Annotated in this window: 35 protein-coding genes and 2 pseudogenes; 27 read left to right on the plus strand and 10 right to left on the minus strand. The window is 60.4% G+C overall.

Going from position 1 to position 26,111, the window contains the following annotated elements; all coding sequences use genetic code 11:
• The first annotated feature begins 190 nt into the window (after positions 1-190).
• The 11 genes from rplC (at position 191) to K226_RS0105085 (ending at position 5,681) form a co-directional block, all read left to right on the plus strand.
• Positions 191-862: a 50S ribosomal protein L3 gene (rplC, locus tag K226_RS0105035; protein WP_035241392.1), complete on the plus strand. Its 672-nt coding sequence runs from the start codon at positions 191-193 to the stop codon at positions 860-862.
• Complete coding sequence (rplD, locus tag K226_RS0105040; RefSeq protein WP_024813775.1) at positions 862-1,482, plus strand: 50S ribosomal protein L4; 621 nt, start codon at positions 862-864, stop codon at positions 1,480-1,482. Before rplC ends, rplD begins: the two co-directional genes overlap by 1 nt.
• Positions 1,479-1,793 carry a 50S ribosomal protein L23 gene (rplW, locus tag K226_RS0105045; protein WP_007847815.1) on the plus strand — a complete coding sequence of 105 codons (315 nt, stop codon included), beginning with the start codon at positions 1,479-1,481 and terminating at the stop codon, positions 1,791-1,793. Before rplD ends, rplW begins: the two co-directional genes overlap by 4 nt.
• Before the next feature lie 2 nt (positions 1,794-1,795).
• Positions 1,796-2,620: a 50S ribosomal protein L2 gene (gene rplB / locus K226_RS0105050; protein ID WP_024813776.1), complete on the plus strand. Its 825-nt coding sequence runs from the start codon at positions 1,796-1,798 to the stop codon at positions 2,618-2,620.
• Between the two features lie 10 nt (positions 2,621-2,630).
• Positions 2,631-2,909 (plus strand): 30S ribosomal protein S19, encoded by a 279-nt coding sequence (rpsS, locus tag K226_RS0105055; RefSeq protein ID WP_024813777.1) that lies wholly within the window; start codon positions 2,631-2,633, stop codon positions 2,907-2,909.
• A 9-nt stretch (positions 2,910-2,918) separates the two neighbouring features.
• Positions 2,919-3,251 carry a 50S ribosomal protein L22 gene (gene rplV / locus K226_RS0105060; protein WP_005796970.1) on the plus strand — a complete coding sequence of 111 codons (333 nt, stop codon included), beginning with the start codon at positions 2,919-2,921 and terminating at the stop codon, positions 3,249-3,251.
• A 14-nt stretch (positions 3,252-3,265) separates the two neighbouring features.
• A complete protein-coding gene (gene rpsC, locus K226_RS0105065; protein ID WP_024813778.1) occupies positions 3,266-4,150 on the plus strand; it encodes a 30S ribosomal protein S3 in 885 nt (294 codons plus the stop codon).
• Positions 4,151-4,152: 2 nt separating this feature from the next.
• Positions 4,153-4,569, plus strand: coding sequence for a 50S ribosomal protein L16 (gene rplP / locus K226_RS0105070; protein ID WP_005796975.1), 417 nt, complete (start codon positions 4,153-4,155; stop codon positions 4,567-4,569).
• Between the two features lie 16 nt (positions 4,570-4,585).
• Entirely contained in the window at positions 4,586-4,780 is a 195-nt protein-coding gene (gene rpmC, locus K226_RS0105075; RefSeq protein ID WP_024813779.1) for a 50S ribosomal protein L29, read from the plus strand.
• Between the two features lie 9 nt (positions 4,781-4,789).
• Positions 4,790-5,059 (plus strand): 30S ribosomal protein S17, encoded by a 270-nt coding sequence (gene rpsQ / locus K226_RS0105080; RefSeq protein ID WP_024813780.1) that lies wholly within the window; start codon positions 4,790-4,792, stop codon positions 5,057-5,059.
• 115 nt (positions 5,060-5,174) lie between these two features.
• A complete protein-coding gene (locus K226_RS0105085) occupies positions 5,175-5,681 on the plus strand; it encodes a peroxiredoxin (protein ID WP_024813781.1) in 507 nt (168 codons plus the stop codon).
• 60 nt (positions 5,682-5,741) lie between these two features.
• Here K226_RS0105085 and K226_RS0105090 read toward each other — a convergent pair whose 3' ends face one another.
• On the minus strand, positions 5,742-6,233 hold the full coding sequence (locus K226_RS0105090) for a GNAT family N-acetyltransferase (protein WP_024813782.1): 492 nt from the start codon (positions 6,231-6,233) through the stop codon (positions 5,742-5,744).
• A gap of 221 nt (positions 6,234-6,454) precedes the next feature.
• The gene (locus tag K226_RS0105095; protein WP_024813783.1) at positions 6,455-6,958 is read right to left on the minus strand and encodes a peroxiredoxin; all 504 of its coding nucleotides are present in this window, start codon (positions 6,956-6,958) and stop codon (positions 6,455-6,457) included.
• 172 nt (positions 6,959-7,130) lie between these two features.
• On the opposite strand from K226_RS0105095, the gene K226_RS0105105 reads away from it, so the two are divergent.
• From K226_RS0105105 to ptsP, 4 genes are all read left to right on the plus strand, one after another.
• Positions 7,131-7,658: a hypothetical protein gene (locus tag K226_RS0105105; protein WP_024813784.1), complete on the plus strand. Its 528-nt coding sequence runs from the start codon at positions 7,131-7,133 to the stop codon at positions 7,656-7,658.
• 84 nt (positions 7,659-7,742) lie between these two features.
• Positions 7,743-8,192, plus strand: coding sequence for a PTS sugar transporter subunit IIA (locus K226_RS0105110; RefSeq protein WP_024813785.1), 450 nt, complete (start codon positions 7,743-7,745; stop codon positions 8,190-8,192).
• A complete protein-coding gene (locus K226_RS0105115; RefSeq protein WP_024813786.1) occupies positions 8,161-8,430 on the plus strand; it encodes an HPr family phosphocarrier protein in 270 nt (89 codons plus the stop codon). The genes K226_RS0105110 and K226_RS0105115 overlap by 32 nt, the downstream gene beginning before the upstream one ends.
• 96 nt (positions 8,431-8,526) lie before the next feature.
• A complete protein-coding gene (ptsP, locus tag K226_RS0105120; RefSeq protein ID WP_024813787.1) occupies positions 8,527-10,281 on the plus strand; it encodes a phosphoenolpyruvate--protein phosphotransferase in 1,755 nt (584 codons plus the stop codon).
• Positions 10,282-10,349: 68 nt separating this feature from the next.
• On the opposite strand, the gene K226_RS0105125 is transcribed toward ptsP, so the two are convergent.
• The 4 genes from K226_RS0105125 to K226_RS0105140 form a co-directional block, all read right to left on the minus strand.
• Positions 10,350-11,183 (minus strand): DMT family transporter, encoded by an 834-nt coding sequence (locus K226_RS0105125; RefSeq protein WP_024813788.1) that lies wholly within the window; start codon positions 11,181-11,183, stop codon positions 10,350-10,352.
• Positions 11,184-11,270: 87 nt separating this feature from the next.
• Entirely contained in the window at positions 11,271-12,251 is a 981-nt protein-coding gene (gene lipA, locus K226_RS0105130; RefSeq protein ID WP_024813789.1) for a lipoyl synthase, read from the minus strand.
• Between the two features lie 24 nt (positions 12,252-12,275).
• Complete coding sequence (gene lipB, locus K226_RS0105135; protein ID WP_024813790.1) at positions 12,276-12,971, minus strand: lipoyl(octanoyl) transferase LipB; 696 nt, start codon at positions 12,969-12,971, stop codon at positions 12,276-12,278.
• 3 nt (positions 12,972-12,974) lie between these two features.
• Entirely contained in the window at positions 12,975-13,292 is a 318-nt protein-coding gene (locus K226_RS0105140; protein WP_024813791.1) for a YbeD family protein, read from the minus strand.
• A gap of 272 nt (positions 13,293-13,564) precedes the next feature.
• Between K226_RS0105140 and K226_RS0105145 the strand changes: the two genes are divergently transcribed.
• The 9 genes from K226_RS0105145 (at position 13,565) to K226_RS0105185 (ending at position 20,732) form a co-directional block, all read left to right on the plus strand.
• Positions 13,565-14,038, plus strand: coding sequence for an ATP synthase subunit I (locus K226_RS0105145; RefSeq protein ID WP_024813792.1), 474 nt, complete (start codon positions 13,565-13,567; stop codon positions 14,036-14,038).
• 19 nt (positions 14,039-14,057) lie between these two features.
• Positions 14,058-14,936, plus strand: coding sequence for a F0F1 ATP synthase subunit A (gene atpB, locus K226_RS0105150; protein ID WP_024813793.1), 879 nt, complete (start codon positions 14,058-14,060; stop codon positions 14,934-14,936).
• Between the two features lie 56 nt (positions 14,937-14,992).
• A complete protein-coding gene (gene atpE / locus K226_RS0105155) occupies positions 14,993-15,262 on the plus strand; it encodes a F0F1 ATP synthase subunit C (RefSeq protein WP_007847749.1) in 270 nt (89 codons plus the stop codon).
• A gap of 34 nt (positions 15,263-15,296) precedes the next feature.
• The gene (locus K226_RS0105160) at positions 15,297-15,767 is read left to right on the plus strand and encodes a F0F1 ATP synthase subunit B (RefSeq protein ID WP_024813794.1); all 471 of its coding nucleotides are present in this window, start codon (positions 15,297-15,299) and stop codon (positions 15,765-15,767) included.
• Positions 15,768-15,776: 9 nt separating this feature from the next.
• On the plus strand, positions 15,777-16,319 hold the full coding sequence (locus K226_RS0105165) for a F0F1 ATP synthase subunit delta (RefSeq protein ID WP_024813795.1): 543 nt from the start codon (positions 15,777-15,779) through the stop codon (positions 16,317-16,319).
• Between the two features lie 42 nt (positions 16,320-16,361).
• Complete coding sequence (atpA, locus tag K226_RS0105170; RefSeq protein ID WP_024813796.1) at positions 16,362-17,915, plus strand: F0F1 ATP synthase subunit alpha; 1,554 nt, start codon at positions 16,362-16,364, stop codon at positions 17,913-17,915.
• 18 nt (positions 17,916-17,933) lie between these two features.
• Positions 17,934-18,800 carry a F0F1 ATP synthase subunit gamma gene (atpG, locus tag K226_RS0105175; RefSeq protein WP_024813797.1) on the plus strand — a complete coding sequence of 289 codons (867 nt, stop codon included), beginning with the start codon at positions 17,934-17,936 and terminating at the stop codon, positions 18,798-18,800.
• Between the two features lie 33 nt (positions 18,801-18,833).
• Positions 18,834-20,240 (plus strand): F0F1 ATP synthase subunit beta, encoded by a 1,407-nt coding sequence (gene atpD, locus K226_RS0105180; protein ID WP_024813798.1) that lies wholly within the window; start codon positions 18,834-18,836, stop codon positions 20,238-20,240.
• A 75-nt stretch (positions 20,241-20,315) separates the two neighbouring features.
• Positions 20,316-20,732 carry a F0F1 ATP synthase subunit epsilon gene (locus K226_RS0105185; protein ID WP_024813799.1) on the plus strand — a complete coding sequence of 139 codons (417 nt, stop codon included), beginning with the start codon at positions 20,316-20,318 and terminating at the stop codon, positions 20,730-20,732.
• A gap of 120 nt (positions 20,733-20,852) precedes the next feature.
• Here the strand turns inward: K226_RS0105185 and K226_RS0105190 are convergent, their stop codons facing one another.
• The 3 genes from K226_RS0105190 to K226_RS0105200 are packed head-to-tail and all read right to left on the minus strand — an operon-like array spanning position 20,853 to position 22,889.
• Entirely contained in the window at positions 20,853-21,377 is a 525-nt protein-coding gene (locus tag K226_RS0105190; protein WP_024813800.1) for a TPM domain-containing protein, read from the minus strand.
• Positions 21,378-21,379: 2 nt separating this feature from the next.
• On the minus strand, positions 21,380-22,282 hold the full coding sequence (locus K226_RS0105195; RefSeq protein WP_024813801.1) for a YgcG family protein: 903 nt from the start codon (positions 22,280-22,282) through the stop codon (positions 21,380-21,382).
• A 13-nt stretch (positions 22,283-22,295) separates the two neighbouring features.
• Positions 22,296-22,889, minus strand: a complete 594-nt coding sequence (locus K226_RS0105200; RefSeq protein WP_024813802.1) for a LemA family protein — start codon at positions 22,887-22,889, stop codon at positions 22,296-22,298.
• A 160-nt stretch (positions 22,890-23,049) separates the two neighbouring features.
• Here K226_RS0105200 and K226_RS18695 point away from each other — a divergent pair.
• From K226_RS18695 to K226_RS0105215, 3 genes and pseudogenes are all read left to right on the plus strand, one after another.
• Positions 23,050-23,490, plus strand: a pseudogene (locus tag K226_RS18695) (nuclear transport factor 2 family protein).
• 65 nt (positions 23,491-23,555) lie between these two features.
• A pseudogene (locus tag K226_RS18700) lies at positions 23,556-24,565 on the plus strand (YheT family hydrolase).
• Complete coding sequence (locus K226_RS0105215; RefSeq protein ID WP_024813803.1) at positions 24,558-25,088, plus strand: DUF2946 family protein; 531 nt, start codon at positions 24,558-24,560, stop codon at positions 25,086-25,088. Before K226_RS18700 ends, K226_RS0105215 begins: the two are co-directional and overlap by 8 nt.
• Before the next feature lie 100 nt (positions 25,089-25,188).
• Here the strand turns inward: K226_RS0105215 and K226_RS0105220 are convergent, their stop codons facing one another.
• Positions 25,189-26,001: a cytochrome c5 family protein gene (locus tag K226_RS0105220; protein ID WP_024813804.1), complete on the minus strand. Its 813-nt coding sequence runs from the start codon at positions 25,999-26,001 to the stop codon at positions 25,189-25,191.
• Positions 26,002-26,111 lie beyond the last annotated feature (110 nt).

The raw sequence follows: 26,111 nt of genomic DNA on the forward strand, positions 1-26,111 counted from the left end.
CAGTGGTGCCACGTCTTCCTAACGCGAACTTGCTTGAAAAAGCGGTTCGCGTTATACTTTAGGGCTTCGCCTAATTTGCGCCGTACAAACGGTGTCAAAAAGGTGAGGTTTTATCAACCGCCTTTCATGCACGCGAGTGCAAACGCCGCAGCCAATTGAAGTTGTGGCGGTGGAAGTTTTGGAGAAACAAATGAGTCTGAGCAACTCCCTGGGGTTGCTGGGTCGCAAGGTGGGCATGATGCGTCTGTTCACCGATGACGGGGACGCAGTGCCTGTCACGGTGGTGGATGTGTCCAACAACCGCGTAACCCAGATCAAAACCCAAGAGAACGATGGCTACGTGGCCCTGCAGGTCACGTTCGGCTCGCGCAAAGCATCGCGCGTGACCAAGCCAGAAGCCGGTCACCTTGCCAAGGCAGGTGTGGAAGCCGGTGAGATCATCCAGGAATTCCGCGTGACCGCAGATACCGCAGCCCAGTACCAAGCTGGCGCGTCGGTGGCCGTGACGTCCGTGTTTTCCGTGGGTCAAAAGGTCGACGTGCAAGGCACTTCGATCGGTAAGGGCTACGCCGGTACCATCAAGCGTCACAACATGAGCTCGCAGCGCGCGTCGCACGGTAACAGCCGTTCGCACAATGTGCCTGGCTCTATCGGTATGGCACAAGACCCCGGTCGCGTGTTCCCCGGCAAGCGCATGACGGGTCACCTCGGTGATGTCACCAAGACCACGCAAAACCTCGATGTCATCCGCATCGACGAAGCGCGTCAACTGCTCTTGATCAAGGGCGCTATTCCGGGCTCCAAGGGTGGGTTCGTGACGGTGCGTCCAGCGGTCAAGGCCAAATCCAAAGGAGCGAACTAATGCAGCTCGAACTCCTGAATGACCAAGGCCAAGCCGCTTCGAAATTCGAAGCGCCTGAAACCGTGTTCGGTCGTGAATACAACGAAGATCTGGTGCACCAGATCGTGGTGGCCTATCAGGCCAACGCACGCCAAGGCACTCGCGCTCAGAAGGATCGCGAGCAAGTCCGTCACTCGACCAAGAAGCCTTTCAAGCAAAAGGGTACGGGTAACGCACGTGCAGGTATGACTTCCTCGCCTCTGTGGCGCGGAGGCGGTCGGATTTTCCCGAACATGCCTGACGAAAACTTCACGCAAAAGATCAACAAGAAGATGTACCGCGCCGGCATGTCTGCGATCCTGTCGCAGCTCGCCCGTGAAGGCCGTCTGGCTGTGGTCGATTCCCTGAAGCTTGATTCGCCCAAGACCAAGGTCCTGGCCGACAAGTTCAAGGCAATGAATCTGCAATCGGTGATGGTGATTGCCGACGAAGTGGATGAAAACCTGTACCTGGCCTCGCGCAATTTGGTGAACGTGCTCGTCGTTGAGCCACGTTATGCCGACCCCGTGTCGCTGGTGCGTTTCAAGAAAGTGCTCGTCACCAAGGGTGCAATCGACAAACTCAAGGAGATGTTCGCATGAGCACACTCAAGTTTGACGAAGGTCGTCTGATGCAGGTGCTGGTCGCTCCCATCGTGTCTGAAAAGGCCACCATGGTTGCCGAGAAGTCCAATGCTGTGACGTTCAAGGTGCTGCAGAACGCAACCAAGCCAGAAATCAAGGCCGCTGTGGAATTGATGTTCAAGGTCGAGGTCAAGGGCGTCTCTGTGGTAAACACCAAAGGCAAGACCAAGCGTTTTGGCAAGACCGTGGGTCGCCGCGACAATGTTCGCAAGGCCTATGTCACGCTGCAACCAGGTCAAGAGCTGAACCTGTCCGGGGAGGCTGCGTAATCATGGCTGTCGTAAAAATGAAACCCACCTCGCCCGGCCAACGTGCTGTGGTGAAGGTTACACGTGACCACCTGTACAAGGGTGAGGCGTACGCCCCATTGCTGGAACCACAATTCCAGAAAGCCGGTCGTAACAACAACGGTCACATCACCACCCGCCACAAGGGCGGTGGTCACAAGCACCACTACCGCGTGGTGGACTTCAAGCGCAACAAGGACGGCATTGCTGCCAAGGTTGAGCGCATCGAGTACGACCCAAACCGTACGGCCCACATCGCTCTGGTGTGCTATGCCGACGGCGAGCGTCGCTACATCATCGCTCCGCGTGGTCTGGAAGCCGGCGCAACGCTGATGAGCGGTTCGGAAGCCCCGATCCGCGCAGGCAACACGCTGCCGATTCGCAACATCCCCGTGGGTTCGACCATTCACTGCATCGAGCTCAAGCCCGGTGCCGGTGCGCAAATCGCTCGCTCGGCAGGTGCTTCGGCAACCTTGCTGGCCCGTGAAGGCATTTACGCCCAGGTGCGTATGCGTTCCGGTGAAGTCCGCAAGATTCATATCGAATGCCGCGCCACCATTGGCGAAGTGGCCAACGAAGAGCACAGCCTGCGCCAACTCGGCAAAGCCGGTGTGAAGCGCTGGATGGGTATTCGTCCTACGGTTCGTGGCGTTGCCATGAACCCGGTGGATCACCCTCACGGTGGTGGCGAAGGCCGCACCGGCGAAGGCCGTCATGCAGTCGATCCTTGGGGCAATCTGACCAAGGGTTATCGCACCCGTAACAACAAGCGCACACAGGTAATGATTGTGTCGCGTCGCAAGAAGTAAGGGGTAACAGATGACTCGCTCTCTCAAAAAGGGTCCATTTGTTGACCATCACTTGTTGGCCAAGGTCGAAAAAGCCATTGCCACCAAGGATAAGAAACCAGTGAAGACCTGGTCGCGTCGCTCCATGGTCCTGCCCGAGTTCATCGGTCTGACCATTGCCGTGCACAACGGCAAGCAGCACGTACCTGTCTACGTCACCGACCAGATGGTGGGCCACAAGCTGGGCGAATTCGCCCTGACGCGCACCTTCAAGGGTCACCCCGCGGACAAAAAAGTCCAGAAGAAATAAGGAACGACCATGTCTGAAACACGTGCAGTCCTCCGGGGCGTCCGTCTGTCGGTCGACAAAGGCCGTCTGGTCGCTGATCTGATCCGCGGCAAGAAGGTGGACCAGGCCCTGAACATCCTGACTTTCACGCAGAAAAAAGCTGCGGGAATCGTCAAGAAGGTTCTGGAATCGGCTATCGCCAACGCAGAACACAACGATGGCGCTGACATCGACGAACTGAAGGTCAAGACCATCTACGTCGAACAAGGCACCACGCTCAAGCGCTTCACCGCGCGCGCCAAAGGCCGCGGCAACCGCATCAGCAAACCCACGTGCCATGTGTACGTGACGGTTGGTAACTGAGGCCAAGGAAGACTATGGGACAGAAAATCCATCCTACCGGCTTCCGCCTTGCGGTCAGCCGCAACTGGTCCAGCCGTTGGTACGCCAGCAACCGTGATTTCGCGGGCATGCTGGCCGAAGACATCAAGGTGCGTGAGTACCTGAAGGCCAAGTTGAAGAACGCCGCTGTGTCGCGCATCCTGATCGAGCGTCCTGCCAAGAACGCCCGCATCACCATTTACTCGGCACGTCCGGGCGTGGTGATCGGCAAGAAGGGTGAAGACATCGAGAACCTTAAGAAGGAACTCGCGGCTCGCTTGGGCGTGCCGGTTGCAGTGAACATCGAAGAAGTGCGCAAGCCCGAAATCGATGCCAAGCTGATCGCCGACAGCATCACGCAGCAGCTCGAAAAGCGCATCATGTTCCGTCGCGCCATGAAGCGTGCCATGCAGAACGCCATGCGTCTGGGTGCCCAGGGCATCAAGATCATGTCGTCCGGTCGTCTGAACGGTATCGAAATCGCTCGTTGCGAGTGGTACCGTGAAGGCCGCGTGCCACTTCACACACTGCGTGCCGATATTGACTACGGTACCTCTGAAGCCAAGACCACCTATGGTGTGATCGGCGTCAAGGTCTGGGTCTATAAGGGTGACACCCTGGGTCGCAATGATCTGCCAGCCGTGGAAACCCCACGTCCGGAAGAAGAGCGTCGCCCACGTGGCCCACGCCGTGATGGCCGCCCAGGTGGCGATCGTCCAGGTGCTGGCCGTGGTGGTCCACGTCGTCCCGTGGGCGCCAACAGCGCCCCTGCCGATGGCAGCGACAAGCCCGTTGGTGCCGGTGGCGCCGACGCAACCGCCGTTAAGCGCGTTCGTAAAGTTGACGCGCCCGCTACAGCAGCGGACGGCAAAGGAGAATAAAGATGCTGCAACCCGCTCGCCGCAAATACCGCAAGGAGCAAAAGGGCCGGAACACTGGTGTCGCAACTCGGGGAGCCTCCGTTGCGTTCGGTGATTTCGGTCTGAAGTGCACCGATCGTGGCCGTCTGACGGCCCGCCAGATCGAAGCTGCACGCCGTGCGATTTCCCGTCACGTCAAGCGTGGCGGCCGTATCTGGATCCGCGTGTTCCCGGACAAGCCAATCTCTACCAAGCCCGCAGAAGTGCGTATGGGTAACGGTAAGGGCAACCCCGAGTATTACGTGGCTGAAATCCAGCCCGGCAAGATCGTTTTTGAAATCGTGGGCGTGCCTGAAGAACTGGCCCGCGAAGCGTTCCGCCTGGCTGCCGCCAAGCTGCCGCTGCGCACCACGTTTGTCAGCCGCCTGATTGGCTCGTAATTCAGGAGAACATGCAATGAAAGCTACTGAACTGCGCCAAAAAGACGTCGCCGGCATCGAAACCGAAATCAAGGCCTTGCAAAAAGCCCATTTCGGTCTGCGCATGCAGAAGGCTACGCAACAGCTGGGTAACACCAACACGTTGCGTACCACCCGCCGCGACATCGCTCGCGCCAAGACCATTCTTGCTGAAAAGCAAGCCGCCAAGTAAGGAGCCCCTATGACGGAACCTAAAAAATCCCTCAAGCGCACCTTGGTTGGCAAGGTGGTCAGCGACAAGCGTCAAAAGACCGTAACGGTGCTCGTGGAGCGCCGTGTGAAGCACGAGCTCTACGGCAAGATCGTCGGTAAGTCGAGCAAGTACCACGCCCATGATGAAAATGGCGAGTACAAGCTGGGCGATACGATCGAAATCACCGAGAGCCGTCCGCTCTCCAAGACCAAGAACTGGGTTGCTACCCGTCTGGTGCAAAAGGCCGGCCTGCTCTAAGCCCTAATGGCGTAAGCCTGCAAGGACCTTCAAAACGACCCACAATGTGGGTCGTTTTGCTTTGTGGGATGCAATGTGCACCCCGGCGGACTCCCCCAGCCCCTTGGAGATGAACATGATCAAAGTCGGTGACACACTGCCCGCCACCACCCTGATGGAATACTCGGAAGTCGAGGGCGAAGGCTGCAGCATCGGGCCGAACCCCGTGCCGGTAGACAAGGCCACCGCAGGGAAAACCATTGCGCTGTTTGCATTGCCCGGTGCGTTCACTCCCACCTGCTCAGCCAAACATGTACCCGGCTACGTGGCCAAGGCTGCCGAGTTCCGCGCCGCGGGTGTCGATGAGATCTGGTGTGTGAGCGTGAATGATGCGTTTGTGATGGGCGCATGGGCGCGTGACCAGAAGTCCGGCGACAAGGTGCGCATGCTGGCCGACGGCGATGCCGCCTTTGCCAAAGCCACGGGCCTGACGCTGGATCTTCATGGCAAGGGCATGGGCCTGCGCAGCAACCGCTACTCGATGCTGGTGCGCGATGGCAAGGTCGTCACGCTCAATGTGGAAGCGCCAGGGCAATTCGCCGTCAGCGATGCCGACACATTGCTGGCGCAGGCCAAAGCTTGATTTGCTATTAAATAAGTAGCTGCTAGCGCTCGTTGTAAAAGGGCTGGCGCTCAATTTGGCTTAAATAATATCCGCCTTGAGATAGTGCGCCCCGGGAATGGGGTTGTGATAGTAGGGTGGGATTTCGACGAAGCCGAAGTCTGCGTACAGGGCCCGTGCGGATTCCATTTCGTCCAGCGTATCGAGCAGCACGCAGGCGTAGCCCTTTGCCCGTGCCGCGTCGAGCGCCGCTTCGGCCAGTTGGCGGCCCAGGCCAAAGCCGCGAAACGCCTTGCGCACATACAGGCGTTTCATTTCTGCGGCATTGGGGTAATCGGCTGTGTCAAGTGGGCGCAAAGCGCAGCAACCGGCGATGGCACCATCCACCTCGGCCAGCAGCAAGTGGCCGCGTGGCGCAGCGTACTCGCCAGGCAACTGCGCGAGTTCGTTCTCAAAATCCTGGAAACACAGGTCGATTCCGAGGCTTTCGGCGTATTCCCGGAAGATGGCGCGCACCATGTCCATTTCGTGCGGCAGGGACGGGTTCAGCAGAGTGACGGGTAACTTATCCACAACGCAAGCTGGCGAAGTCAAAAAGACAGTGTAGCGGCAGGGAGGGATGGTGGTCTGCACGCTGCACAACGTTCTCCGCAACGACAGCGCCCTCGCGGTCGAACACAGCGACCGCGAACACACCGTGGCATTGCAGAGCAATTTGAGTGCAGGCCATCACCACCGAAAAGGGCTGGTTCCGAGATGCAGGCCTTTGGTGCAACCGCGGGCAAGCTGTCCGATCAGCTTTCTGCCAGGAGTTTTTCAATCAGCTGGTGCAGTTCCGGAAAGTTGGGGGCGCCGACAAAGCTTTTGACGATTTCGCCACGCTTGTTCACGATGAAAGTTGACGGCGTGAGGCGCACGTCACCCCAGGCCTTGGCCACAGCACCGGTATTGTCGAGCGCCACCTTGAAAGGCAGCTTGCGCGATTCGGCAAAGTTCACCACGTAGCTCGGCGGGTCATAACTCATGGCCACGGCCAGAGTGTCAAAACCCTTGGCGTGGTATTTGTTGTGGGTGGCGATGATTTCGGGCATCTCGGCTACGCAGGTAGTACAGCTGGTGGCCCAGAAATTCACCAGCGTGACTTTGCCACGCAGATCGGCGGTGGTTTGGCTTGAGCCGTCCAGCAATACAAACGTGGATTCCGGTGCGACCGAACGCCCGGCGTCCAGATACACAAACGCCCCCACGCCCGCAAAAGCCACCAATGCGGCACCCACCGCCCAATGCTTGATACCCATGACATCCTCATCCAAAAGCTATGGGCCACGCCCAACGCTGCATTGTGCAGGACTTCTTGCCCACGCCTGCTGCCCTGTGTGACCATGTTGGATGGACCTCAGGCAGCCATGAAAGTTCGTTCGCCCAGTGTGCCGCACTGCACGAAAGCACGCCGCTGCTGATAATCGAGCCATGAAACGGACATTGCCCTGGGTTGCCGCCCTGATGCTGGCGGCATGCAGCCCCGCCCTGAACTGGCGCAGCGTGGCGCTTGACGGCGCCGCACTCACTGCCACCCTGCCGTGCAAGCCCGACCATGCCGTGCGCACCGTGGAAATGGCCGGTTTGCCGGTGGAGCTGGCCATGGCGGGCTGCGAAGCCGATAACGCCACCTTTGCCATCTCGCACGCCGCGTTGCCTGACCCGGCCCGCGCCGACACTGCGCTGGCGCACTGGCGGGCGGCGGCGCTGGCGCGTGTGGGCGCGGCCACCGTGCTGTCCGAGCAGGCATTTGCGCCACCGGGCACGCTGCCACTGCCGTCGGCGGCGCGCCTGGTGGCGCAGGGGCAGCGCGCGGACGGCGCCGCCGTCACGGTGCAGGGGGTGTGGTTTGCGCGCGCGATGGGCCCCCAGGTGCGGCTCTACCACGCCGTGGTGTACACCGCCAAGCCCCGGCCTGACGTGGCCGACGCCTTTTTTGCCGGCCTGACCCTTCATTGAACCTGTTGCCCCGGGGCGCCGCTATCGGTTTGTCTGCCGTGGCACCGTTGCAGGCCGCCATAATGCGAGGCAAACGATCACACCATGAGCACCAGCATTCTCATCATTGCCCACGCCCCGCTGGCTCATGCCTTGCGCGAATGTGCTTTGCACGTGTTTTCTGACTGCGGCGACAGCGTTGCGGCGCTGGATGTGCAACCCCACGCCGCACCAGAAGACAGCCTCGCGCAGGCGCGCAGCCTGCTGCAGCAAATGGGCACGCATTCCACGCTGGTGCTGACCGACCTTTTTGGCGCCACGCCCTGCAACATCGCACAACGACTGGTGGACGGCGTGGGCTCGCGCCTGGTGGCGGGTGTGAACCTGCCGATGCTGCTGCGTGCCGTGAGCTACAGGGCAGAGCCCCTTGACGCCGTGGTGTCCCGCGCTGTCGTCGGCGGCACCCAGGGTGTGATGCAGGTGGCCATTGCGGCGCCGCAGAACCAGACTCGACGAAACTCCCATGATCAAGACCCACACGACCATCAACAATAAGCTGGGCCTGCATGCCCGCGCGTCTGCCAAGCTGACCAAGCTGGCGGGCAGTTTTCCGTGCGATGTTTTCATGAGCCGGGGAGATCGCCGCATCAATGCCAAGAGCATCATGGGCGTGATGATGCTGGCCGCCGGCATGGGCACCGAGGTGGAAATCGAGACCATCGGTGAGCGCGAGCAAGAGGCCATGGATGCGCTGCTCGCGCTGATCGCCGACAAGTTCGGCGAGGGCGAATGACAGGCGTGCCCGTGAGCGCACCGGGCGCGTGTCTGGTGCCCGCCGGTGCGCGGGGGCCGACGCGGTGATTGAACTGTTGCCAGAGAAGGATCTTCGATGACGTTTTCCGTCCACGGACTTGCGGTTGCCCGGGGCATCGCCATCGGCCGGGCCGTGCTGGTGGCTTCCAGCCGCGTGGATGTGGCGCACTATTTCATCCAGCCCGAGCAGGTGGCGGCTGAAATCGAGCGGGTGCGCCAGGGGCGCAACGCGGTGGCCGATGAATTGCAGCGCCTGCAGGCCGAGATGCCGCCCGATGCGCCGCCCGAACTGACCGCGCTGCTGGATGTGCACCTGATGCTGCTACAGGACGAGATGCTCACCAGCGGGGTCAAGCACTGGATTTCCGAGCGCCTGTACAACGCCGAGTGGGCCCTGACCACGCAGTTCGAGCTGATCGCGCGCCAGTTCGACGAGATGGAAGACGAATACCTGCGCGAGCGCAAGGCCGACCTGGAACAGGTGGTCGAGCGCATCCTGCGCTACATGAAGGGCGTGGCCAGCCCCGTGGCGCCACCTGCCAGCAGCCCGCGCCGCAAGACCCAGCAAGATTTGCTGCTTGATGACACCGTGGATGTGCCCCTGGTGTTGGTGGCGCACGACCTGTCACCGGCCGACATGCTGCAGTTCAAGCAGAGCGTTTTCGCCGGGTTTGTGACCGACGTGGGCGGAAAAACCTCGCACACTGCCATCGTGGCGCGCAGCATGGACATTCCGGCCGTGGTGGGCGCGCGTGCGGCCAGCCAGCTGGTGCGCCAGGACGACTGGGTCATCATCGACGGCGATGCCGGGGTGATGATCGTGGACCCCTCGCCCATCGTTCTGGCCGAATACGGGTTTCGCCAGCGCCAGACCGAGCTGGAGCGCGAGCGCCTCTCGCGCCTGCGCCACACGCCCGCGGTCACGCTGGACGGCCACAAGGTCGAGCTGCTGGCCAACATCGAGCAGCCTGGCGATGCCGCTGCCGCCGTGCGCGCGGGCGCCGTGGGCGTAGGCCTGTTCCGCAGCGAATTCCTCTTCATGGGCAAAAATGGCAACCTGCCCGGTGAAGACGAGCAATACCGGGCGTATTGCGAAGCCATCGACGGCATGCAGGGCCTGCCGGTCACCATTCGCACCATTGACGTGGGCGCCGACAAACCACTGGACAAGGGCCACAAGGACACGCACCTCAATCCCGCCCTTGGTTTGCGGGCCATTCGCTGGAGCCTGGCCGATCCGTCCATGTTCCGAAACCAGCTGCGCGCGGTGCTGCGCGCAGCCGCCTACGGCAAGGTGAAGTTGCTGTTCCCGATGCTGGCGCATCTGCACGAAATCGAGCAGACGCTGGCCCAGGTGGCGTTGGCGCGTGCCGAACTCGACGCCCGGGGCGTGCCGTATGGCCCGGTCGAGCTGGGCGCCATGATCGAAGTGCCAGCAGCCGCCTTGATGGTGCGCAGCTTTCTCAAGCATTTCGATTTTTTGTCCATCGGTACCAACGACCTCATCCAGTACACCCTGGCCATCGACCGCGCCGACGAAGCCGTGGCCCATCTGTACGACCCCTTGCACCCTGCGGTGCTGCGCCTGGTGGCCGACGTGATCTCAGAGGGCCAGGCGCAAGGCAAGAGCGTGTGTGTGTGCGGCGAAACAGCGGGCGATGTGACCATGACGCGCCTGTTGCTGGGGCTGGGCCTGCGCAGTTTTTCGATGCACCCGGCGCAGATCCTGGCCGTGAAGCAAGAGATCTTGCGGGCCGACATCCGCAAGCTGGCCCCGTGGGCACAGCAAGTGCTGGCGGGGGAAGTGACCGCTGCATTGGCTGTGGCCTGACATGCTATATAAATAATAGCTGTTTGCGCTTTATCCATAAGCGCTATAGACCTTTTTGGCCAAATTTTCTACCGGGCCCGCATGCCCATCACGGCGGCGCTGATGATCATTGCCGTGGAGATGGCAATGCTCCAGCTGAACGGGCGGCCGCTCACCAGCAGCAGCAGAGCGGTAGAGGCCAGCGGCGTGATGTAGCTCAGGATGCCGATGTGCCGCGCATCCCCGAGCTTGAGCGCCTTATCCCAAAGAAAGAACGATGCGCCCAGCGGGCCCAGGCCCAGCACGGCCAGCAGCGCCCAATCGCGCGCCTGCAGCGAAGCGGGCGGTTCCAGCACCACATGGCACAGCAGCGAGAGCACGCCCGAGACCAGTCCGAACAGGCCAATGGCCGTGGTGGGGAAGGCCGCCACACGCTTGGTGAGCAGCGAGTAGGTGGCCCAGATGAACGCCGCCGCCAGTGCGGGCAGGTAGCCCCAGGCCAGCGTGCCGCTTAATTCGCGCCCTCCCACCATGGCAATGGCTGCGCCGCCAAAGCCCAGCAGGGCCGCCAGCACATGGGGCAGGCGCAGGGCTACGCCGGGCAACACCACGGGTGCCAGGACCACGATGAGCAGTGGCCACAGGTAGTTGACCAGGTTGGCCTCGACGGGCGGCGCGTGGCGCAGCGCGATAAACAGCAGGAAGTGGTAAGCAAACAGGCCATACACGCCCAGCGCCAGCGTGCGCGCGGGAATGCGCCATTGCGAGGGATCGCGCAGAACAAAAGGCCATGCGGGCACACTGCCGATGATGAGGGCGATGCCCGTGAGCAGGAACGGCGGAATGTGCGTGAGCGAAACGCCGAGCGAGGCGAGCGAGGCCCACAGGGCGATGGCGCCCAAGGCGTAGAGATTGGCTTGCATGGCGCCGACTATAGGCGGAGCAGATGTGGCATCTCGTCGCAGCGTTGGAAGCGCAAGCCTGTTCGGGGCTGCGCTCCGATCAAGGGCTTACACGCCGGCGGCGTGGGCCTGCTGGTCGGCGTGATAGCTGCTGCGCACCATGGCGCCCACAGCGGCATGGCTGAAGCCCAGCTTGTAGGCTTCGGCCTCGAACATCTTGAAGGTTTCGGGGTGCACGTAGCGGCGTACGGGCAAGTGGCTGTTGCTGGGGGCCAGATACTGGCCGATGGTCAGCATGTCGATGTTGTGCGCACGCATGTCGCGCATCACCTGCAAGATCTCTTCGTCCGTCTCGCCCAGACCCACCATGATGCCGCTCTTGGTGGGCACGTTGGGGTGCAGGGCCTTGAACTTTTTCAGCAGATTCAGGCTGAACTGGTAATCCGAGCCCGGGCGTGCTTCCTTGTACAGGCGCGGCGCGGTTTCCAGGTTGTGGTTCATCACATCGGGCGGCGCAGCGTTCAGGATTTCCAGCGCGCGGTCGTCGCGGCCCCGGAAGTCGGGCACCAGAATCTCGATTTGCGTCTGGGGCGAGAGTGCGCGGATGTTCTGGATGCACTCCACAAAATGTCCGCTACCGCCGTCGCGCAGATCGTCGCGGTCCACGCTGGTGATCACCACGTATTTGAGCTTGAGTGCGGCAATCGTCTTGGCCAGGTTCAGGGGCTCATCTTTGTCGAGCGGATCGGGACGGCCGTGGCCCACATCGCAGAACGGGCAGCGGCGCGTGCACTTGTCGCCCATGATCATGAAGGTGGCCGTGCCCTTGCCAAAGCATTCGCCGATGTTGGGGCACGAGGCTTCTTCACAAACTGTGTTGAGATTGCTCTCGCGCAGGATCTGTTTGATCTCGTAGAAGCGCGTGGTCGGCGAGCCGGCCTTCACGCGGATCCAGTCGGGCTTTTTGAGTACTTCGCCCTGTTCCACCTTGATCGGAATGCGCGACAGTTTGGCTGCGGCCTTCTGTTTGGCCAGCGGGTTGTAGGTTTCAGCGGACTGTGCTTCGCGGACGACTTCAGGGGTGCTCATGGCGTGTAGGCAGCGTGGTGGTGGTCAAGGCGCGAGACGGATGCTGAGCTGCTGGCCCAGCACCTGCGCGGCTTCTTCCCAGGTGGTTTGAACCCCGATTGTAGAAAGGTCCACCGTGCGCAATCCTGCGTAACCGCAAGGGTTGATGCGCTCAAAGGGTTCAAGGTCCATGGCGATATTGAGCGCCACACCATGGTAGGTGCAGTGCCGGCTGACCTTGATGCCCAAAGCGGCAATCTTCCCCAGCCCGTCAAATTCGGGCACTGGAGCAGCGGCGCCGACGCGCTTTTGTGGCCGCTGGGGCAGCAGCGCGTGGCTGTGCGGGTCATCCAGGCGCACATAGATGCCGGGGGCACCAGCCACGCGGTGGCCCGTGACACCAAAGTGCGCCAGTGTGCGGATCACCGCCTCTTCAATGCGATAGACGTATTCCTTGACGAAATAGCCGGCGCGCTGCAGGTCAATCAGCGGGTAAGCCACCACCTGACCGGGGCCATGAAAAGTGACCTGCCCGCCCCGGTTGGTGGCAACCACCGGAATGTTGCCGGGGCGAAGAATGTGATCTGATTTGCCCGCTATCCCTTGTGTGTAAAGCGCATCGTGCTCGCAAATCCAGAGCAAATCACGGCTCTCCGGCGTGCGGGTCGCCGTGTGGTCCTGCATGGCCTGCACGGTGGCGGCATAGTCCACCCGGCCCAGCACGCTGAGGTCGATGGCCATGTCTTAGAGCACCACTTTCACCAGGGGGTGTGCTGACAGCGCGCGGTACAGGTCATCAAGCTGCTCCCGGCTGGTGGCGGTGATGGTGATGGTGACGCCGAGATAATTGCCCGCACGGCTGTCGCGCAGTTCAATGGTGGCGGCATCGAAAGTGGGGTCGAAGCGGTGCGCCAACTCGGTCACTGCATGCACAAAACCATCCACTTTAGCGCCCATGACCTTGATGGGAAACCGGGATGGGTATTCGATCAGAGAATCCTTGCGGGGATCATCGGTGGATGGTGCAGCGCCGTTGGCTGGGGGCGGTGTAGGAGAAATCATGGATGAGTGCTTCTTTTTTGATAGCTTCAGATGCTTTACCATTGGGCGACAAAGCCAAGTAATGGCAATGCTTCACAGCGATGTCCTTGCTCGATAAGGGTGCAAGAAAGGTGTATTGTGGTGCCGCGCGCCGTTGGTCGATAGCCACAACAGGGCAGCGCGCGCACCACTTTCGCATCCGCGTTGCGGGTCTTTGCTATTTGCCACGGGTTTTTACTTATAATTAGAGGCTTTGTAAAAGTTCCAGCTTGTAACGCGGGCGTCATTCATCCATGAAAACAATCGCGCCTGTCACTGAAGCTGAGGCTGAAGAATCTGACTTCAAGCCCCTGACCGCCCAAGAGGCTGAGCAGTGGCGCAGTCGCAATCCTCCCGTATCGGTGTGGAAGATTGTGGTGGGTCAGGTACTGGTCGGAGTGGTGGTGGCTTTGGCGGCTTGGGTTCTGACGGGCCGGGCGTCGATGGGTTGGTCTGCAGCCTACGGTGCTTTGGCGGTGGTGGTTCCGGCTGCCTTGTTTGCGCGTGGCGTGCTGCGCCGCAAGGCGTCTGCTAATCCCCGGGCGGCCATGGTGGGGTTCTTTGGTTGGGAAATTGCCAAGATCGTGTTGACTGTGGCGCTGCTGGCTGCGGCGCCTCGGCTGGTGCCGGGGTTGAGTTGGTTGGCCCTGGTGGTGGGCATGGTGATCACGATGAAAACGTACTGGGTGGCGCTTTTGGTGCGGCCCGGTGTCCGAAAAACCGATTGATATAGAGAAGAGTTGTCCGATGGCCGCAGAAGCGCACGCTCCGACTGCAAGTGAATACATCGTTCACCACCTGCAGCATCTTCAGAACGTCAACCAGACCAAGATTGTTGACTTCACCGTCATCAACTACGACTCCATCATTGTGGGGCTCGTTCTGGGCGTCATCACGCTTTTGATTCTCTGGTCGGCTGCCCGCAAGGCAACTTCCGGCGTTCCGGGGCGCTTCCAGGCTGCCGTGGAAATCCTGGTGGAGATGGTTGACAATCAGGCGAAAGCCAACATTCACAACGCTGAGAGCCGCAAGTTCATCGCTCCGCTGGGCCTCACCGTGTTTGTCTGGATCTTCCTGATGAACTTCATGGACATGCTGCCGGTGGATGCGCTGCCAGCCCTCTGGGCACAGATCTACGGCGCCGCTGGCCATGATCCGAGTCATGCTTACCTGCGTGTCGTGCCGACGGCCGATCTGTCCACGACCCTTGGTTTGGCTTTCGCTGTTCTGATCCTGCGCTTCTGGTACAGCGTCAAGATCAAGGGTGCTGGCGGTTGGGCGCACGAACTCGTGTCGGCTCCTTTTGGTACCAGCAAGAATCCGATCTTCGCCCTGATTCTCGGTGTGATCAACGTGCTGATGCAGATCATTGAATATGTGGCCAATACCGTGTCCCACGGCATGCGGTTGTTCGGCAACATGTATGCCGGCGAACTGGTCTTCATGCTGATTGCATTGATGGGTGGCGCAGCCGCGCTGTCTCTGTCTGGGGTGTTGCTGCCTGTGGGTCATGTGATTGCGGGCACCATCTGGACGCTGTTCCATATTCTGGTGATCACGCTGCAAGCATTCATTTTCATGATGCTGTCGCTGATCTACCTGGGCCAGGCGCACAACGCCCACTAAGCTTTCCCTTTCGTTGTTTCTTTCCTTAACTTTTCTTTTTTAACTCAGGAGTCATCATGGAAAACATTCTCGGTCTCGTCGCTCTGGCTTGTGGTCTGATCGTTGGTCTTGGTGCCATTGGCGCTTCGATCGGTATCGCACTGATGGGTGGCAAGTTCCTCGAATCGTCGGCACGTCAGCCTGAACTGATCAACGAACTGCAAACCAAGATGTTCATCTTGGCTGGTCTGATCGATGCGGCTTTCCTGATCGGTGTGGCTATCGCTCTGCTGTTCGCATTCGCCAACCCCTTCGCTTCGACGTTCTTGGCCAACCTGCCCAAGTAATTCCCGTTCAACGCCACTCTAGAAAGGTGTTGCCGTGAGTATCAATGCGACCCTGTTCGTTCAGGCCATTGTCTTTCTGATCCTTGTGTGGTTCACGATGAAATTCGTGTGGCCTCCGATCGCAAAGGCGCTGGATGAACGAGCCCAGAAAATCGCCGATGGCCTCGCCGCTGCCGACCGTGCCAAGTCCGAATTGACCGCTGCCAATCAGCGCGTCGAAAAGGAGCTGTCACAGGCCCGCAACGAAACGGCCTCGCGTCTTGCGGACGCCGACCGACGTGCCCAGGCCATCGTGGAAGAGGCCAAGGCCCGCGCCACCGAGGAAGGCAACAAGATTGTTGCTGCTGCCCGCGCTGAAGCCGAGCAGCAGACGGTGCAAGCCCGCGAATCCCTGCGTGAGCAGGTGGCAGCACTGGCCGTCAAGGGTGCCGAGCAGATTCTCCGCAAGGAAGTCAATGCTGGCGTTCATGCCGACCTGCTCAACCGCCTGAAGACCGAGCTGTAAGGGGACAATATGGCAGAACTCGCCACCATTGCACGCCCTTACGCCGATGCCTTGTTCAAGGCAGTTACGGCGGGTGCGGGCGTCGATCTGGGCAGCACCGCTGCCTGGGTGGACGAACTGGCGGCGATTGCCGCCAACCCACAGTTGCGCCAGCTGGCGGACAACCCCAAGGTGACGGCAGACCAGGTGTTTGACGTCTTCACGGGTGTAGCGCAGTCTGCGCTGCCCGAAATGGCGAAAAACTTCCTGCGTACAGTCATCGACAACGGGCGTCTCAACGCGCTCCCCGAAGTGGCTGAGCAGTTTCGTGCTCTTGTCAATCGCCGCAATGGGTCTTCGGACGCCGTGGTCTACAGCGCCTTTCCCATGGATGGCGCTGCACTGGCAGACGTCGGCTCGGCGCTGGAAAACCGCTTTGGCCGCAAGCTCAATCTCACCGTGCAGCAGGACGAGTCCCTGATCGGTGGCATTCGCGTAGTGGTGGGTGACGAGGTGCTGGACACTTCGGTCAAGGCCCGTCTTGAACAAATGAAAGCGGTCCTCACCGCGTAATGCGGCGAGGTCTTCGCGAACCAAAGAAAGAAGGAAAGAGTCATGCAACTCAATCCCGCAGAAATTTCTGAACTCATCAAGAGCCGCATCGAAGGGCTGGCCGCCAACAGCGACATCCGCAACCAGGGCACCGTGGTGTCCGTGTCTGACGGTATCGTGCGCGTTCATGGCCTGTCGGACGTGATGCAAGGCGAAATGCTGGAGTTCCCCGCCACCAAGGACGGTCAGCCTTCCTACGGTCTGGCTCTGAACCTCGAGCGCGACTCTGTCGGCGCCGTGATTCTGGGCGAGTACGAGCACATCTCCGAAGGCGACACCGTCAAGTGCACTGGCCGCATTCTGGAAGTGCCGGTTGGCCCTGAGCTGATTGGCCGCGTGGTGAACGCCTTGGGTCAGCCGATTGACGGCAAGGGTCCTATCAACGCCAAGCTCACCGACGTGATCGAAAAGGTTGCTCCGGGCGTGATTGCCCGTAAATCGGTGGACCAGCCGTTGCAAACCGGCCTGAAGTCGATTGACTCCATGGTGCCTGTGGGCCGTGGTCAGCGCGAATTGATCATTGGTGACCGCCAGACCGGCAAGACTGCCGTCGCTATCGACGCCATCATCGCCCAGAAGGGCCAGGGCGTCACCTGCATCTACGTTGCCATCGGTCAGAAGGCGTCGTCGATCAAGAACGTGGTGCGCTCACTGGAACAAGCCGGCGCGATGGAATACACCATTGTCGTGGCTGCCTCGGCATCTGAATCCGCCGCCATGCAATACGTGTCGGCCTACTCGGGCTGCACGATGGGTGAGTATTTCCGCGACCGCGGCGAAGACGCCCTGATCGTGTATGACGACCTGTCCAAACAAGCCGTGGCCTATCGCCAGGTTTCGCTGCTGCTGCGTCGCCCACCAGGCCGCGAAGCCTACCCTGGCGACGTGTTCTATCTGCACAGCCGCCTGCTTGAGCGTGCAGCCCGCGTGAATGCCGACTATGTCGAAGCCTTCACCAAGGGTTCCGTGAAGGGGAAGACTGGCTCGCTGACTGCGCTGCCGATCATTGAAACGCAAGCTGGCGACGTGTCCGCTTTCGTGCCAACCAACGTGATTTCTATCACCGACGGCCAGATCTTCCTGGAAACCAGCCTGTTCAACGCCGGTATCCGTCCCGCTATCAATGCCGGTATTTCGGTGTCCCGCGTGGGTGGTGCAGCACAGACCAAGCTGATCAAGAACCTGTCCGGCGGTATCCGTACCGACTTGGCCCAGTACCGTGAGCTGGCTGCCTTTGCGCAGTTTGCCTCCGACCTGGACGAAGCTACCCGCAAGCAACTGGAGCGTGGCGCTCGTGTGACGGAATTGCTCAAGCAAGCCCAGTACAGCCCTCTGCCTATCTCGTTGATGGCTTCGACGCTGTTCGCTGTGAACAAGGGCTTCCTCGACGACATCGACGTCAAGAAGGTGCTCGACTTCGAGCACGGCCTGCACCAGTTCCTCAAGACCAGCCATGCCGCTCTGCTGGCCAAGCTGGAGAAGGACCGCGCCATGGACAAGGACGCTGAGGCCGAATTGACCGCTGCCGTGGGCGCGTTCAAGAAGTCGTTCGCTTAAACCGGACGAGGAGGCATCATGGCAGCAGGCAAGGAAATACGCGGCAAGATCAAATCGGTGGAAAACACCAAGAAGATCACCAAAGCCATGGAAATGGTGGCCGCATCCAAAATGCGCAAGGCGCAGGAACGGATGCGGGCAGCTCGCCCCTACAGCGAAAAGATCCGCAACATTGCAGCCAACCTCGGTCATGCGAATCCTGAGTACGTTCACCCGTTCATGAAGGTGAACGAGGCCAAGGCGGCTGGCGTGATCGTGGTCACTACCGACAAGGGCCTGTGTGGCGGCATGAACACCAACGTGTTGCGTGCCGTGACCACCAAGTTGCGTGAATTGCAGAGCGCTGGCGTGTCCACCGAAGCTGTGGCCATTGGCAATAAGGGTTTGGGATTCCTGAACCGTGTGGGCGCCAAGGTGGTGTCGCATGTGACGGGTCTTGGCGACACGCCCCATCTGGACAAGCTCATCGGCCCGGTGAAGGTGCTGCTCGATGCTTATGCCGAAGGCAAGATCAACGCGGTGTATCTGAGCTACACCAAGTTCATCAACACCATGAAGCAGGAGTCGGTGGTGGAGCAGTTGCTGCCCCTGTCCTCCGAGCAGATGCAGGCCGAAAAAACGGAGCATGGCTGGGACTACATCTACGAACCTGACGCGCAAAGCGTCATCGACGAGTTGCTGGTTCGCTATGTCGAGTCCCTGATCTACCAGGCGGTTGCGGAAAACATGGCGTCCGAGCAGTCGGCACGCATGGTGGCCATGAAGGCCGCCACCGACAACGCCGGCAGCGTCATTGGCGAGTTGAAGCTGGTCTACAACAAGACGCGCCAGGCAGCGATCACGAAAGAACTTTCGGAAATCGTGTCCGGCGCCGCTGCTGTTTAAGCAGCTCAACCAACATCTAAATTGGAGCGAAAAATGGCTCAAGTGCAAGGCAAGATTGTTCAATGTATCGGCGCTGTGGTGGACGTTGAGTTCCCGCGCGACCAGATGCCCAAGATTTATGACGCTCTGAAACTGGACGGCTCGGCTCTGACGCTGGAAGTTCAGCAGCAGCTGGGCGATGGCATCGTGCGTACCATTGCGCTCGGATCGTCCGACGGCCTGCGCCGCGGCATCATGGTGTCCAACACAGGCAACCCCATCACGGTGCCTGTCGGCAAGGCGACGCTGGGTCGAATCATGGACGTGCTCGGCGCGCCCATCGACGAGCGCGGTCCGGTCAGCCAGGAACTGACGGCATCCATCCACCGCAAGGCCCCTGCGTACGACGAACTGTCGCCTTCGCAAGAGCTGCTGGAAACCGGCATCAAAGTGATCGACTTGGTCTGCCCGTTCGCCAAGGGCGGTAAGGTGGGTCTGTTCGGTGGCGCCGGCGTGGGCAAGACCGTGAACATGATGGAACTCATCAACAACATCGCCAAGGCCCACAGCGGTCTTTCGGTGTTCGCTGGTGTGGGTGAGCGTACCCGAGAGGGCAACGACTTTTATCACGAAATGGCCGATTCCGGCGTGGTGAACCTGGAGAAGCTCGAAGAGTCCAAGGTGGCCATGGTGTACGGCCAGATGAACGAGCCCCCAGGCAACCGTCTGCGCGTTGCGCTGACCGGCCTGACCATCGCCGAGTCGTTCCGTGACGAAGGCCGTGACGTGCTGTTCTTCGTGGACAACATCTACCGCTACACGCTGGCCGGCACTGAAGTGTCCGCTCTGCTGGGCCGTATGCCTTCCGCCGTGGGCTATCAGCCTACGTTGGCTGAAGAAATGGGCCGTCTGCAAGAGCGCATTACCTCGACCAAGGTGGGCTCGATCACTTCCATCCAGGCCGTTTACGTGCCTGCCGATGACTTGACCGATCCATCACCTGCCACAACGTTCGCCCACTTGGATTCCACCGTGGTGCTTTCGCGTGACATTGCCTCGCTGGGTATCTACCCTGCTGTGGATCCTCTGGATTCCACCAGCCGCCAGCTCGACCCGAACGTCGTGGGCGAAGACCACTACACGACCGCACGTGCCGTGCAGGGCACGCTGCAGCGCTACAAGGAACTGCGCGACATCATCGCCATTCTGGGCATGGACGAACTGGCTCCTGAAGACAAGCTGGCTGTTGCCCGCGCGCGCAAGATCCAGCGTTTCCTGTCGCAGCCGTTCCATGTGGCCGAAGTGTTCACTGGCTCGCCTGGCAAGTACGTTCCGCTGTCGGAAACCATCCGTGGTTTCAAGATGATTGTGGGTGGCGAGTGCGATCACCTGCCAGAACAGGCGTTCTACATGGTGGGCACCATTGACGAAGCCTTCGAAAAGGCCAAGAAGATGGCCTGATTGCCCGGCGGCTGAGCAGCCCACGGCGGTTCGGCCTTCAGCAATCTAGCAAACCATCTTTTCCCAGGAGCAATGATGAACACCATCCACGTTGATGTGGTCAGTGCCGAAGAGTCCATCTTCTCCGGTGAAGCGCGCTTTATTGCGCTGCCCGGTGAAGCGGGCGAACTGGGTGTGTACCCACGCCACACTCCGCTGATTACGCGTATCAAGCCCGGCTCGGTGCGCATTGAAATGGCCGATGGCAGCGAAGAGTTTGTTTTCGTGGCCGGGGGCATTCTGGAAGTTCAGCCCGACTGCGTGACCGTGTTGTCCGACACCGCCATCCGTGGCAAGGATCTGGATGACGAAAAGGCCAATGCTGCCAAGGCTGCCGCAGAAGAGGCCCTGAAAAACGCCAAAAGCGAAATCGACCTGGCCAAGGCGCAATCAGAACTGGCTGTCATGGCAGCGCAGATTGCTGCATTGCGCAAATACCGCCAAAAGAGGTAAGTCAGTCCCCCGGCTGATCGCGTCCCAGAAACCCGGCTTTGCCGGGTTTTTTCATGGAGCCAGCACACAGACACAGCGGTTGATGAGACAGGCTGGTCGGTGGGCCTGGGCACATATGGTTCAAGGGATGTGGGGTTCGTCGGGCAATTCGTTGGATCGGGCTGCGTCCGATGACGCCGGGAAATGGCGGCACAACAAAGCTGTGACTTCGTCCACTGCCAAACCCATGCCCTCTTCAAATTGCCCCGCTCGGAAGGCCTGCGACATGCGGGCAACCATCTTTTGCCACTCAGCGGCGCCGACGTGTGCGTGGATTCCCCGGTCGGCGACGATATCGATGGAATGCTCTGCAAGCAGAACATAGATAAGCACACCGTTGTTGTGCTCTGTGTCCCACACGCGCAGCTTGCTGAACATCATGAGGGCGCGCTCGCGCGCGGGCGCATTGCGCAGCAGGTAGCTCCACGGGAGACCACCTTCCGCACACAGGCGTATCTGTCCGGTGTGCTGTTGTTCGCTGGCGGCAATGCGGGTGGTCAGCCGCTGCAAGGCGACGTCGGGGAGCACGCGGCGCACGAGTTGGTCGTTCCAGCGGTGCCGCAAGAGACGGTCAACTACCCCAAAGACGGGAAAAAGCCCTGACATGTTCACCAGTCTCCCGAGGCGCCACCGCCTCCAAAATCGCCGCCGCCACCAGAACTGAATCCACCGCCGCCTGAGGATCCGCTGCCCCAGCCCCCACCTCCGGTGCCGCCACCCCATCCGCCACCACGTCCGCGACTGGACAGGGTGCGTGACGATGCACTGAGCAGCATGTAGACCAATGCGGCCAAGCCTGCCAGCCCTGCCAGCAGGGCGCTGGTGGTTGCCACGTAGGCCAGCACCGCAGCGACGGACCCTGTCAGCACCGAACCCAGGCCTTTACCGAAAATGGAGCGCACCAACGGGCCGACCACCGTGACTCCCAGAAACAGGAAAATGGCCCACTCACCCCAATCTATAGCATCGTCTCTCCCCGACGGGCGAGCATTTGCTTGCGGCTCTGGCAAGGCTTCTTCGGCAATGCGGGCAGATATCTGGGTAATAGCCGCCTGCAGGCCCCCGGCGAAATCGCCTTCACGAAAGCGCGGCTTCATGGCCGTGTCAATGATGCGGGCCGCGGCAATGTCCGGAATAGCGCCTTCCAGTGCCTTGGCCACCTCCATGCGCATCTTGCGGTCATCTTTTACGACCAGCAGCAGCACACCATCACCCACGGTTCGGCGGCCGATCTTCCAGGTGTTCGCAACGCGGTTGGCGTAGCTGGCAATGTCTTCGGGTGCCGTGGTGGCCACCATCAGCACCACTACCTGGGAGCCACCGGATTGTTCAAGTGCTGCGAGCTGCTGCTCCAGAGACAGAAGCTGGCCGGAACTGAGCGTGCCGGTTTGATCCAGCACGCGTGCTGTCAGCGCAGGAACCGGTAGCGGTGTTTGCGCATAAACGCTACCCCATCCGGTTGCTATTAATAATATAGCTGCTAGCGCAATGTGGATAAGCGCTAAAGGCATATATGAGCAAGAATCAAGGCTTCGATGCCGAAAAATCGACAGCGGGTGGTGCGGTGATCTGGGCTTCGTTTTGCACGCTGAAACTTGGCTTCGGAGCGTAGCTGAACGCCATGGCGGTCAGATTGGTGGGAAAGCTGCGCGCCAGCACGTTGTATTCCTGCACCGTCTGGATGTAACGGTTGCGCGCCACGGTGATGCGGTTCTCGGTGCCTTCCAGCGTCACACGGAGGTCCCGGAAGCCTTGATTTGCCTGCAGGGTGGGGTAGCGCTCTGCCACCACCATGAGCCGCGACAGCGCTCCCGACAACTCCCCCTGCGCCGCCTGGAACCTGGCAAATGCGGTGGGGTCGCTGAGCGTTTCCGGCGTCACCTGGATAGAGGTGGCTTTGGCGCGGGCCTCGATCACCTTGGTCAGCGTGTCCTGCTCGAAACTGGCTTCGCCTTTGACGGTGGCAACAATGTTGGGCACCAGATCGGCGCGGCGCTGGTATTGATTGAGTACCTCACTCCAAGCGGCCTTGGATTGTTCGTCCAGGCGCTGAAAATCGTTGTAGCCGCAGCCTGTAAGCAACAGAGCAGCCGTGAAAAGGGCAAGAAGACGTTTCATGTTGGCGGTCCTGTGTATGGAAAAATGAAATGGGGAATACCGGAAGTGGCAAGGTACCGTTGAATTTTGCCGCAAGGCAGGTTTGGTCCCAAGGAAGTCCCAGCACCCGCACTGGACAGGGCCGAGCACAATACCAGTTCCGCGACATTCTCACCATCCCATGACCCGCGCACGCCCCAGAGCAGCAGTACTGGGCGGATCTGCCGAAGACATCGAGGCGGCGTTTTACGAAGCGCAGCAACACGGTGACATCGAACAGCTGATGTCCTGCTGGGCGCAGGATGAGGACATTGTGTGCGTGCACCCGGATGGTCCGCGCCTCTTGGGCACCGGTGCCATTCGTGCCGCGTTCGAGGCCATTTTCTGTGGTGCGAGCCACACCTTTGCAGGTGCACAGGGTGCTTGCACTGGCCAGTGCCGTGCACGGTGTGGTCGAACAACTGGAAATAACGCTACCGGATGGAGTGCACCATGCGCTCATCCTGGCGACCAATGTCTATCACAATGCACCCGAAGGGTGGCGCATGGCGTCCACCACGCCAGTCCGGGGGGCGCACAAGATGCCCAGAATCTGAGCGATGGGCGACCCGTGTTGCATTGACATGTGCGCTGACCGAGGATGGAAAAATGATGCCTGTCAGGCCCGCTGAGAGCTCGCAGTGCACACTGAACTACGTGGCACCGCGGTGGTTGCCCGGGGGGCAGTTGCAGACAATATGGCCGGCACTGTATTCGCGGCGGGTGAAGGGGCCACCGTTGCCATATCGGCGCGAGCGGTGGACCACGCCAGACGCAGATTTTGTGGATGTGGATTATCTGCAGGACGGCGCTCCGACGGAGTTTTTGCGTCCGTTGCTGGTGGTTTTTCATGGCCTTGAAGGATCATCGCGCAGCCACTACGGTGAGGCTTTTGCCGATGTGGCCCGGGAGCGAGGCTGGGCCTGTGCATTGCCGCATTTTCGTGGCTGCAGCGGCGAGATCAATCGGGCACCCCGTGCCTACCATTCTGGCGACCATGAAGAGATGGGCTGGATGCTTGAACGCTTGCGCCGCGCCCATCGCGGGCCATTGATGGCGGTGGGTGTCTCTCTAGGGGGTAACGCCCTGTTGCGGTGGGCGGCCGAGGCCGGGGCGCAGGCCGGCCGTAGCGTGGATGCCGTAGCTGCGGTGTGCTCACCGCTGGATCTGGCGGCTGGGGGGAGGGCGATCGGTCAGGGCTTCAATCGGCAGGTGTACACACGCATGTTCATGCGCACAAAGCACTGAAGAAACTGGAGCAGCATCCGGGCCTGTTTGATCGCGATACCTTGTTGAAGGCGCGTGATCTGTATGCGTTTGACAACGTATTCACAGCGCCCCTGCACGGGTTCAGAGACACAGAAGATTACTGGCGCCGCGCGTCAGCAAAACCGTTGCTGCGCAACCTTCACATACCTGCCCTGGTGGTCAATGCCCGCAATGATCCCTTTGTTCCCGCATCCAGCCTGCCTGCAGCCAACGAGGTGGGATCCTCTGTGCGGCTGTGGCAACCGATGCATGGCGGGCATGTGGGGTTTGTGCAGGGTCGGGTTCCTGGCCATGTGCGGGCCATGCCGGAAATCGTGGTGGGATGGCTGTCGCAGCAAGCCGCAGCCCACGCAGTTGCTCCGGGCGGGGCACAATGCGCGCATGGATGACATCGTCAAACAGGCCCTCGTCAAGTGGCCCAATGTGCCCGATTGCTACGGATGGCTAGGCTTGGACGCGCGTGGGCGGTGGTACCTGCGTGACGACGCTGCTCAGGCGGCAGGTCCGTTCCCCCACAGTAAGGGTTCCCTCCTGCAGCACGAAAAACTCATTGAATTCATCCAGCGCAATTACGAGGCAGACGTAGAGGGGCAGTGGTTCTTTCAGAACGGCCCACAGCGGGTGTACGTAGAGTTGGAGTACACGCCATGGGTATGGCGCATCGAATCAGATTTTTCGCTGGTGGCACACACAGGGGTCAAAGCTGCCGCACTGGGCTGCCTTGAGGATGAGTGCGGCCGTGTTTATCTCAGCTCCGCAATCGGTGTGGGACTGGTCCACACGCTGGATATGGAAGCTGTCGCGGATGCCGTTGAAAAAGGGATCTGGTCGCCGCAACCTGTGCGCAGCGCCGAGCTACCTCTGCAATTCGGCTACGTCTTGAGCCCCAAGGCGCATAGCATGTCGCGCTGAATCGTTCAGTACCGTTGGTCTTTCAACACACACCAGGCAGAAAAAAGCCGACCACTCGGGTCGGCTCGGAAACAAGTTACGCGATTGTGCGGTGCTGTGCCTATTTGGCCGCCTCGGCCATGTACTCCACTGCCGCACGCAAATCTTCATCCGAAGCTTGTGCGCCACCACGGGCAGGCATACCACCCTTGCCCTGAACAGCGCTGGCATACACCGCATCAATGCCTGCGGCCAAGCGCGGGGCCCAGGCAGTCTTGTCGCCAAACTTGGGCGCGCCAGCTATGCCGGCACCATGGCACACCTGACAAGCCTGCTTGTACAAAGCTTCGCCATTGGCCGAAACTGCCGATGCAGGAGCGGCCGCCGCTACAGGCGCAGCAGTACTGGCCGGCGAAGCGTCTGCAGAGGGCGCGCCAGCAGCAGCGGGTTCTGCGAACTTGGCGCCACCAGCATTCGCCATGTAAGCGACCGCACGTGCAATCTCAGTGTCATTGAACTCGCCGCCACCTTGCGGCGCCATGGCATTTTTGCCCTTGAGCGCAGACTGAACCAGCGTGTCGAATCCGGTCTTGATGCGCGGGCCCCATTCGGCGGCGTCTCCGAGCTTGGGTGCGCCTGCAGCCCCCGTGGCGTGGCAAGCCGCGCATTGCCCTTTGTAAACTTCTTCGCCACCGCGCAAGGGGCGGTTTGCATCGCGAATCTCCACCATGCCGATCTTCTGGATGCGCTCGGCGATCGCTTTTTCGGGATTCGCAGAGCCTGCGGCGGGTTTGTTGTCAGCGGTCACATACAACACCAAGCCGATGATTGCGAAGATCGGTACCACAAACGAAAGAATCACCGCAACCAGCAACTGCTTGGGGTTTTTGATTGGGCCGGTATGTGCTTCTTCGTGATGGTTGTTGTCGCTCATGACGTCCTCAGTTATGTCGGGGCTTGATGTGATCAATTTTTAATTATAGGTGTGATGACCCGGATGCGACACGGAAGCAGGCTGGCGCCAGCACTGACGAGGTGTTCGTC

The sequence above is a fragment of the Acidovorax sp. JHL-3 genome, assembly GCF_000526295.1.
Lineage (GTDB): Bacteria > Pseudomonadota > Gammaproteobacteria > Burkholderiales > Burkholderiaceae_C > Acidovorax > Acidovorax defluvii.

Coding starts and splice junctions, on each gene's coding strand:
- rplC (WP_035241392.1), top strand. CDS start 191: ATGAGTCTGAGCAACTCCCTGGGGTTGCTGGGTCGCAAGGTGGGCATG.
- rplD (WP_024813775.1), top strand. CDS start 862: ATGCAGCTCGAACTCCTGAATGACCAAGGCCAAGCCGCTTCGAAATTC.
- rplW (WP_007847815.1), top strand. CDS start 1,479: ATGAGCACACTCAAGTTTGACGAAGGTCGTCTGATGCAGGTGCTGGTC.
- rplB (WP_024813776.1), top strand. CDS start 1,796: ATGGCTGTCGTAAAAATGAAACCCACCTCGCCCGGCCAACGTGCTGTG.
- rpsS (WP_024813777.1), top strand. CDS start 2,631: ATGACTCGCTCTCTCAAAAAGGGTCCATTTGTTGACCATCACTTGTTG.
- rplV (WP_005796970.1), top strand. CDS start 2,919: ATGTCTGAAACACGTGCAGTCCTCCGGGGCGTCCGTCTGTCGGTCGAC.
- rpsC (WP_024813778.1), top strand. CDS start 3,266: ATGGGACAGAAAATCCATCCTACCGGCTTCCGCCTTGCGGTCAGCCGC.
- rplP (WP_005796975.1), top strand. CDS start 4,153: ATGCTGCAACCCGCTCGCCGCAAATACCGCAAGGAGCAAAAGGGCCGG.
- rpmC (WP_024813779.1), top strand. CDS start 4,586: ATGAAAGCTACTGAACTGCGCCAAAAAGACGTCGCCGGCATCGAAACC.
- rpsQ (WP_024813780.1), top strand. CDS start 4,790: ATGACGGAACCTAAAAAATCCCTCAAGCGCACCTTGGTTGGCAAGGTG.
- K226_RS0105085 (WP_024813781.1), top strand. CDS start 5,175: ATGATCAAAGTCGGTGACACACTGCCCGCCACCACCCTGATGGAATAC.
- K226_RS0105095 (WP_024813783.1), bottom strand. CDS start 6,958: ATGGGTATCAAGCATTGGGCGGTGGGTGCCGCATTGGTGGCTTTTGCG.
- K226_RS0105105 (WP_024813784.1), top strand. CDS start 7,131: ATGAAACGGACATTGCCCTGGGTTGCCGCCCTGATGCTGGCGGCATGC.
- K226_RS0105110 (WP_024813785.1), top strand. CDS start 7,743: ATGAGCACCAGCATTCTCATCATTGCCCACGCCCCGCTGGCTCATGCC.
- K226_RS0105115 (WP_024813786.1), top strand. CDS start 8,161: ATGATCAAGACCCACACGACCATCAACAATAAGCTGGGCCTGCATGCC.
- ptsP (WP_024813787.1), top strand. CDS start 8,527: ATGACGTTTTCCGTCCACGGACTTGCGGTTGCCCGGGGCATCGCCATC.
- K226_RS0105125 (WP_024813788.1), bottom strand. CDS start 11,183: ATGCAAGCCAATCTCTACGCCTTGGGCGCCATCGCCCTGTGGGCCTCG.
- lipA (WP_024813789.1), bottom strand. CDS start 12,251: ATGAGCACCCCTGAAGTCGTCCGCGAAGCACAGTCCGCTGAAACCTAC.
- lipB (WP_024813790.1), bottom strand. CDS start 12,971: ATGGCCATCGACCTCAGCGTGCTGGGCCGGGTGGACTATGCCGCCACC.
- K226_RS0105140 (WP_024813791.1), bottom strand. CDS start 13,292: ATGATTTCTCCTACACCGCCCCCAGCCAACGGCGCTGCACCATCCACC.
- K226_RS0105145 (WP_024813792.1), top strand. CDS start 13,565: ATGAAAACAATCGCGCCTGTCACTGAAGCTGAGGCTGAAGAATCTGAC.
- atpB (WP_024813793.1), top strand. CDS start 14,058: ATGGCCGCAGAAGCGCACGCTCCGACTGCAAGTGAATACATCGTTCAC.
- atpE (WP_007847749.1), top strand. CDS start 14,993: ATGGAAAACATTCTCGGTCTCGTCGCTCTGGCTTGTGGTCTGATCGTT.
- K226_RS0105165 (WP_024813795.1), top strand. CDS start 15,777: ATGGCAGAACTCGCCACCATTGCACGCCCTTACGCCGATGCCTTGTTC.
- atpA (WP_024813796.1), top strand. CDS start 16,362: ATGCAACTCAATCCCGCAGAAATTTCTGAACTCATCAAGAGCCGCATC.
- atpG (WP_024813797.1), top strand. CDS start 17,934: ATGGCAGCAGGCAAGGAAATACGCGGCAAGATCAAATCGGTGGAAAAC.
- atpD (WP_024813798.1), top strand. CDS start 18,834: ATGGCTCAAGTGCAAGGCAAGATTGTTCAATGTATCGGCGCTGTGGTG.
- K226_RS0105185 (WP_024813799.1), top strand. CDS start 20,316: ATGAACACCATCCACGTTGATGTGGTCAGTGCCGAAGAGTCCATCTTC.
- K226_RS0105190 (WP_024813800.1), bottom strand. CDS start 21,377: ATGTCAGGGCTTTTTCCCGTCTTTGGGGTAGTTGACCGTCTCTTGCGG.
- K226_RS0105195 (WP_024813801.1), bottom strand. CDS start 22,282: ATGCCTTTAGCGCTTATCCACATTGCGCTAGCAGCTATATTATTAATA.
- K226_RS0105200 (WP_024813802.1), bottom strand. CDS start 22,889: ATGAAACGTCTTCTTGCCCTTTTCACGGCTGCTCTGTTGCTTACAGGC.
- K226_RS0105215 (WP_024813803.1), top strand. CDS start 24,558: ATGGATGACATCGTCAAACAGGCCCTCGTCAAGTGGCCCAATGTGCCC.
- K226_RS0105220 (WP_024813804.1), bottom strand. CDS start 26,001: ATGAGCGACAACAACCATCACGAAGAAGCACATACCGGCCCAATCAAA.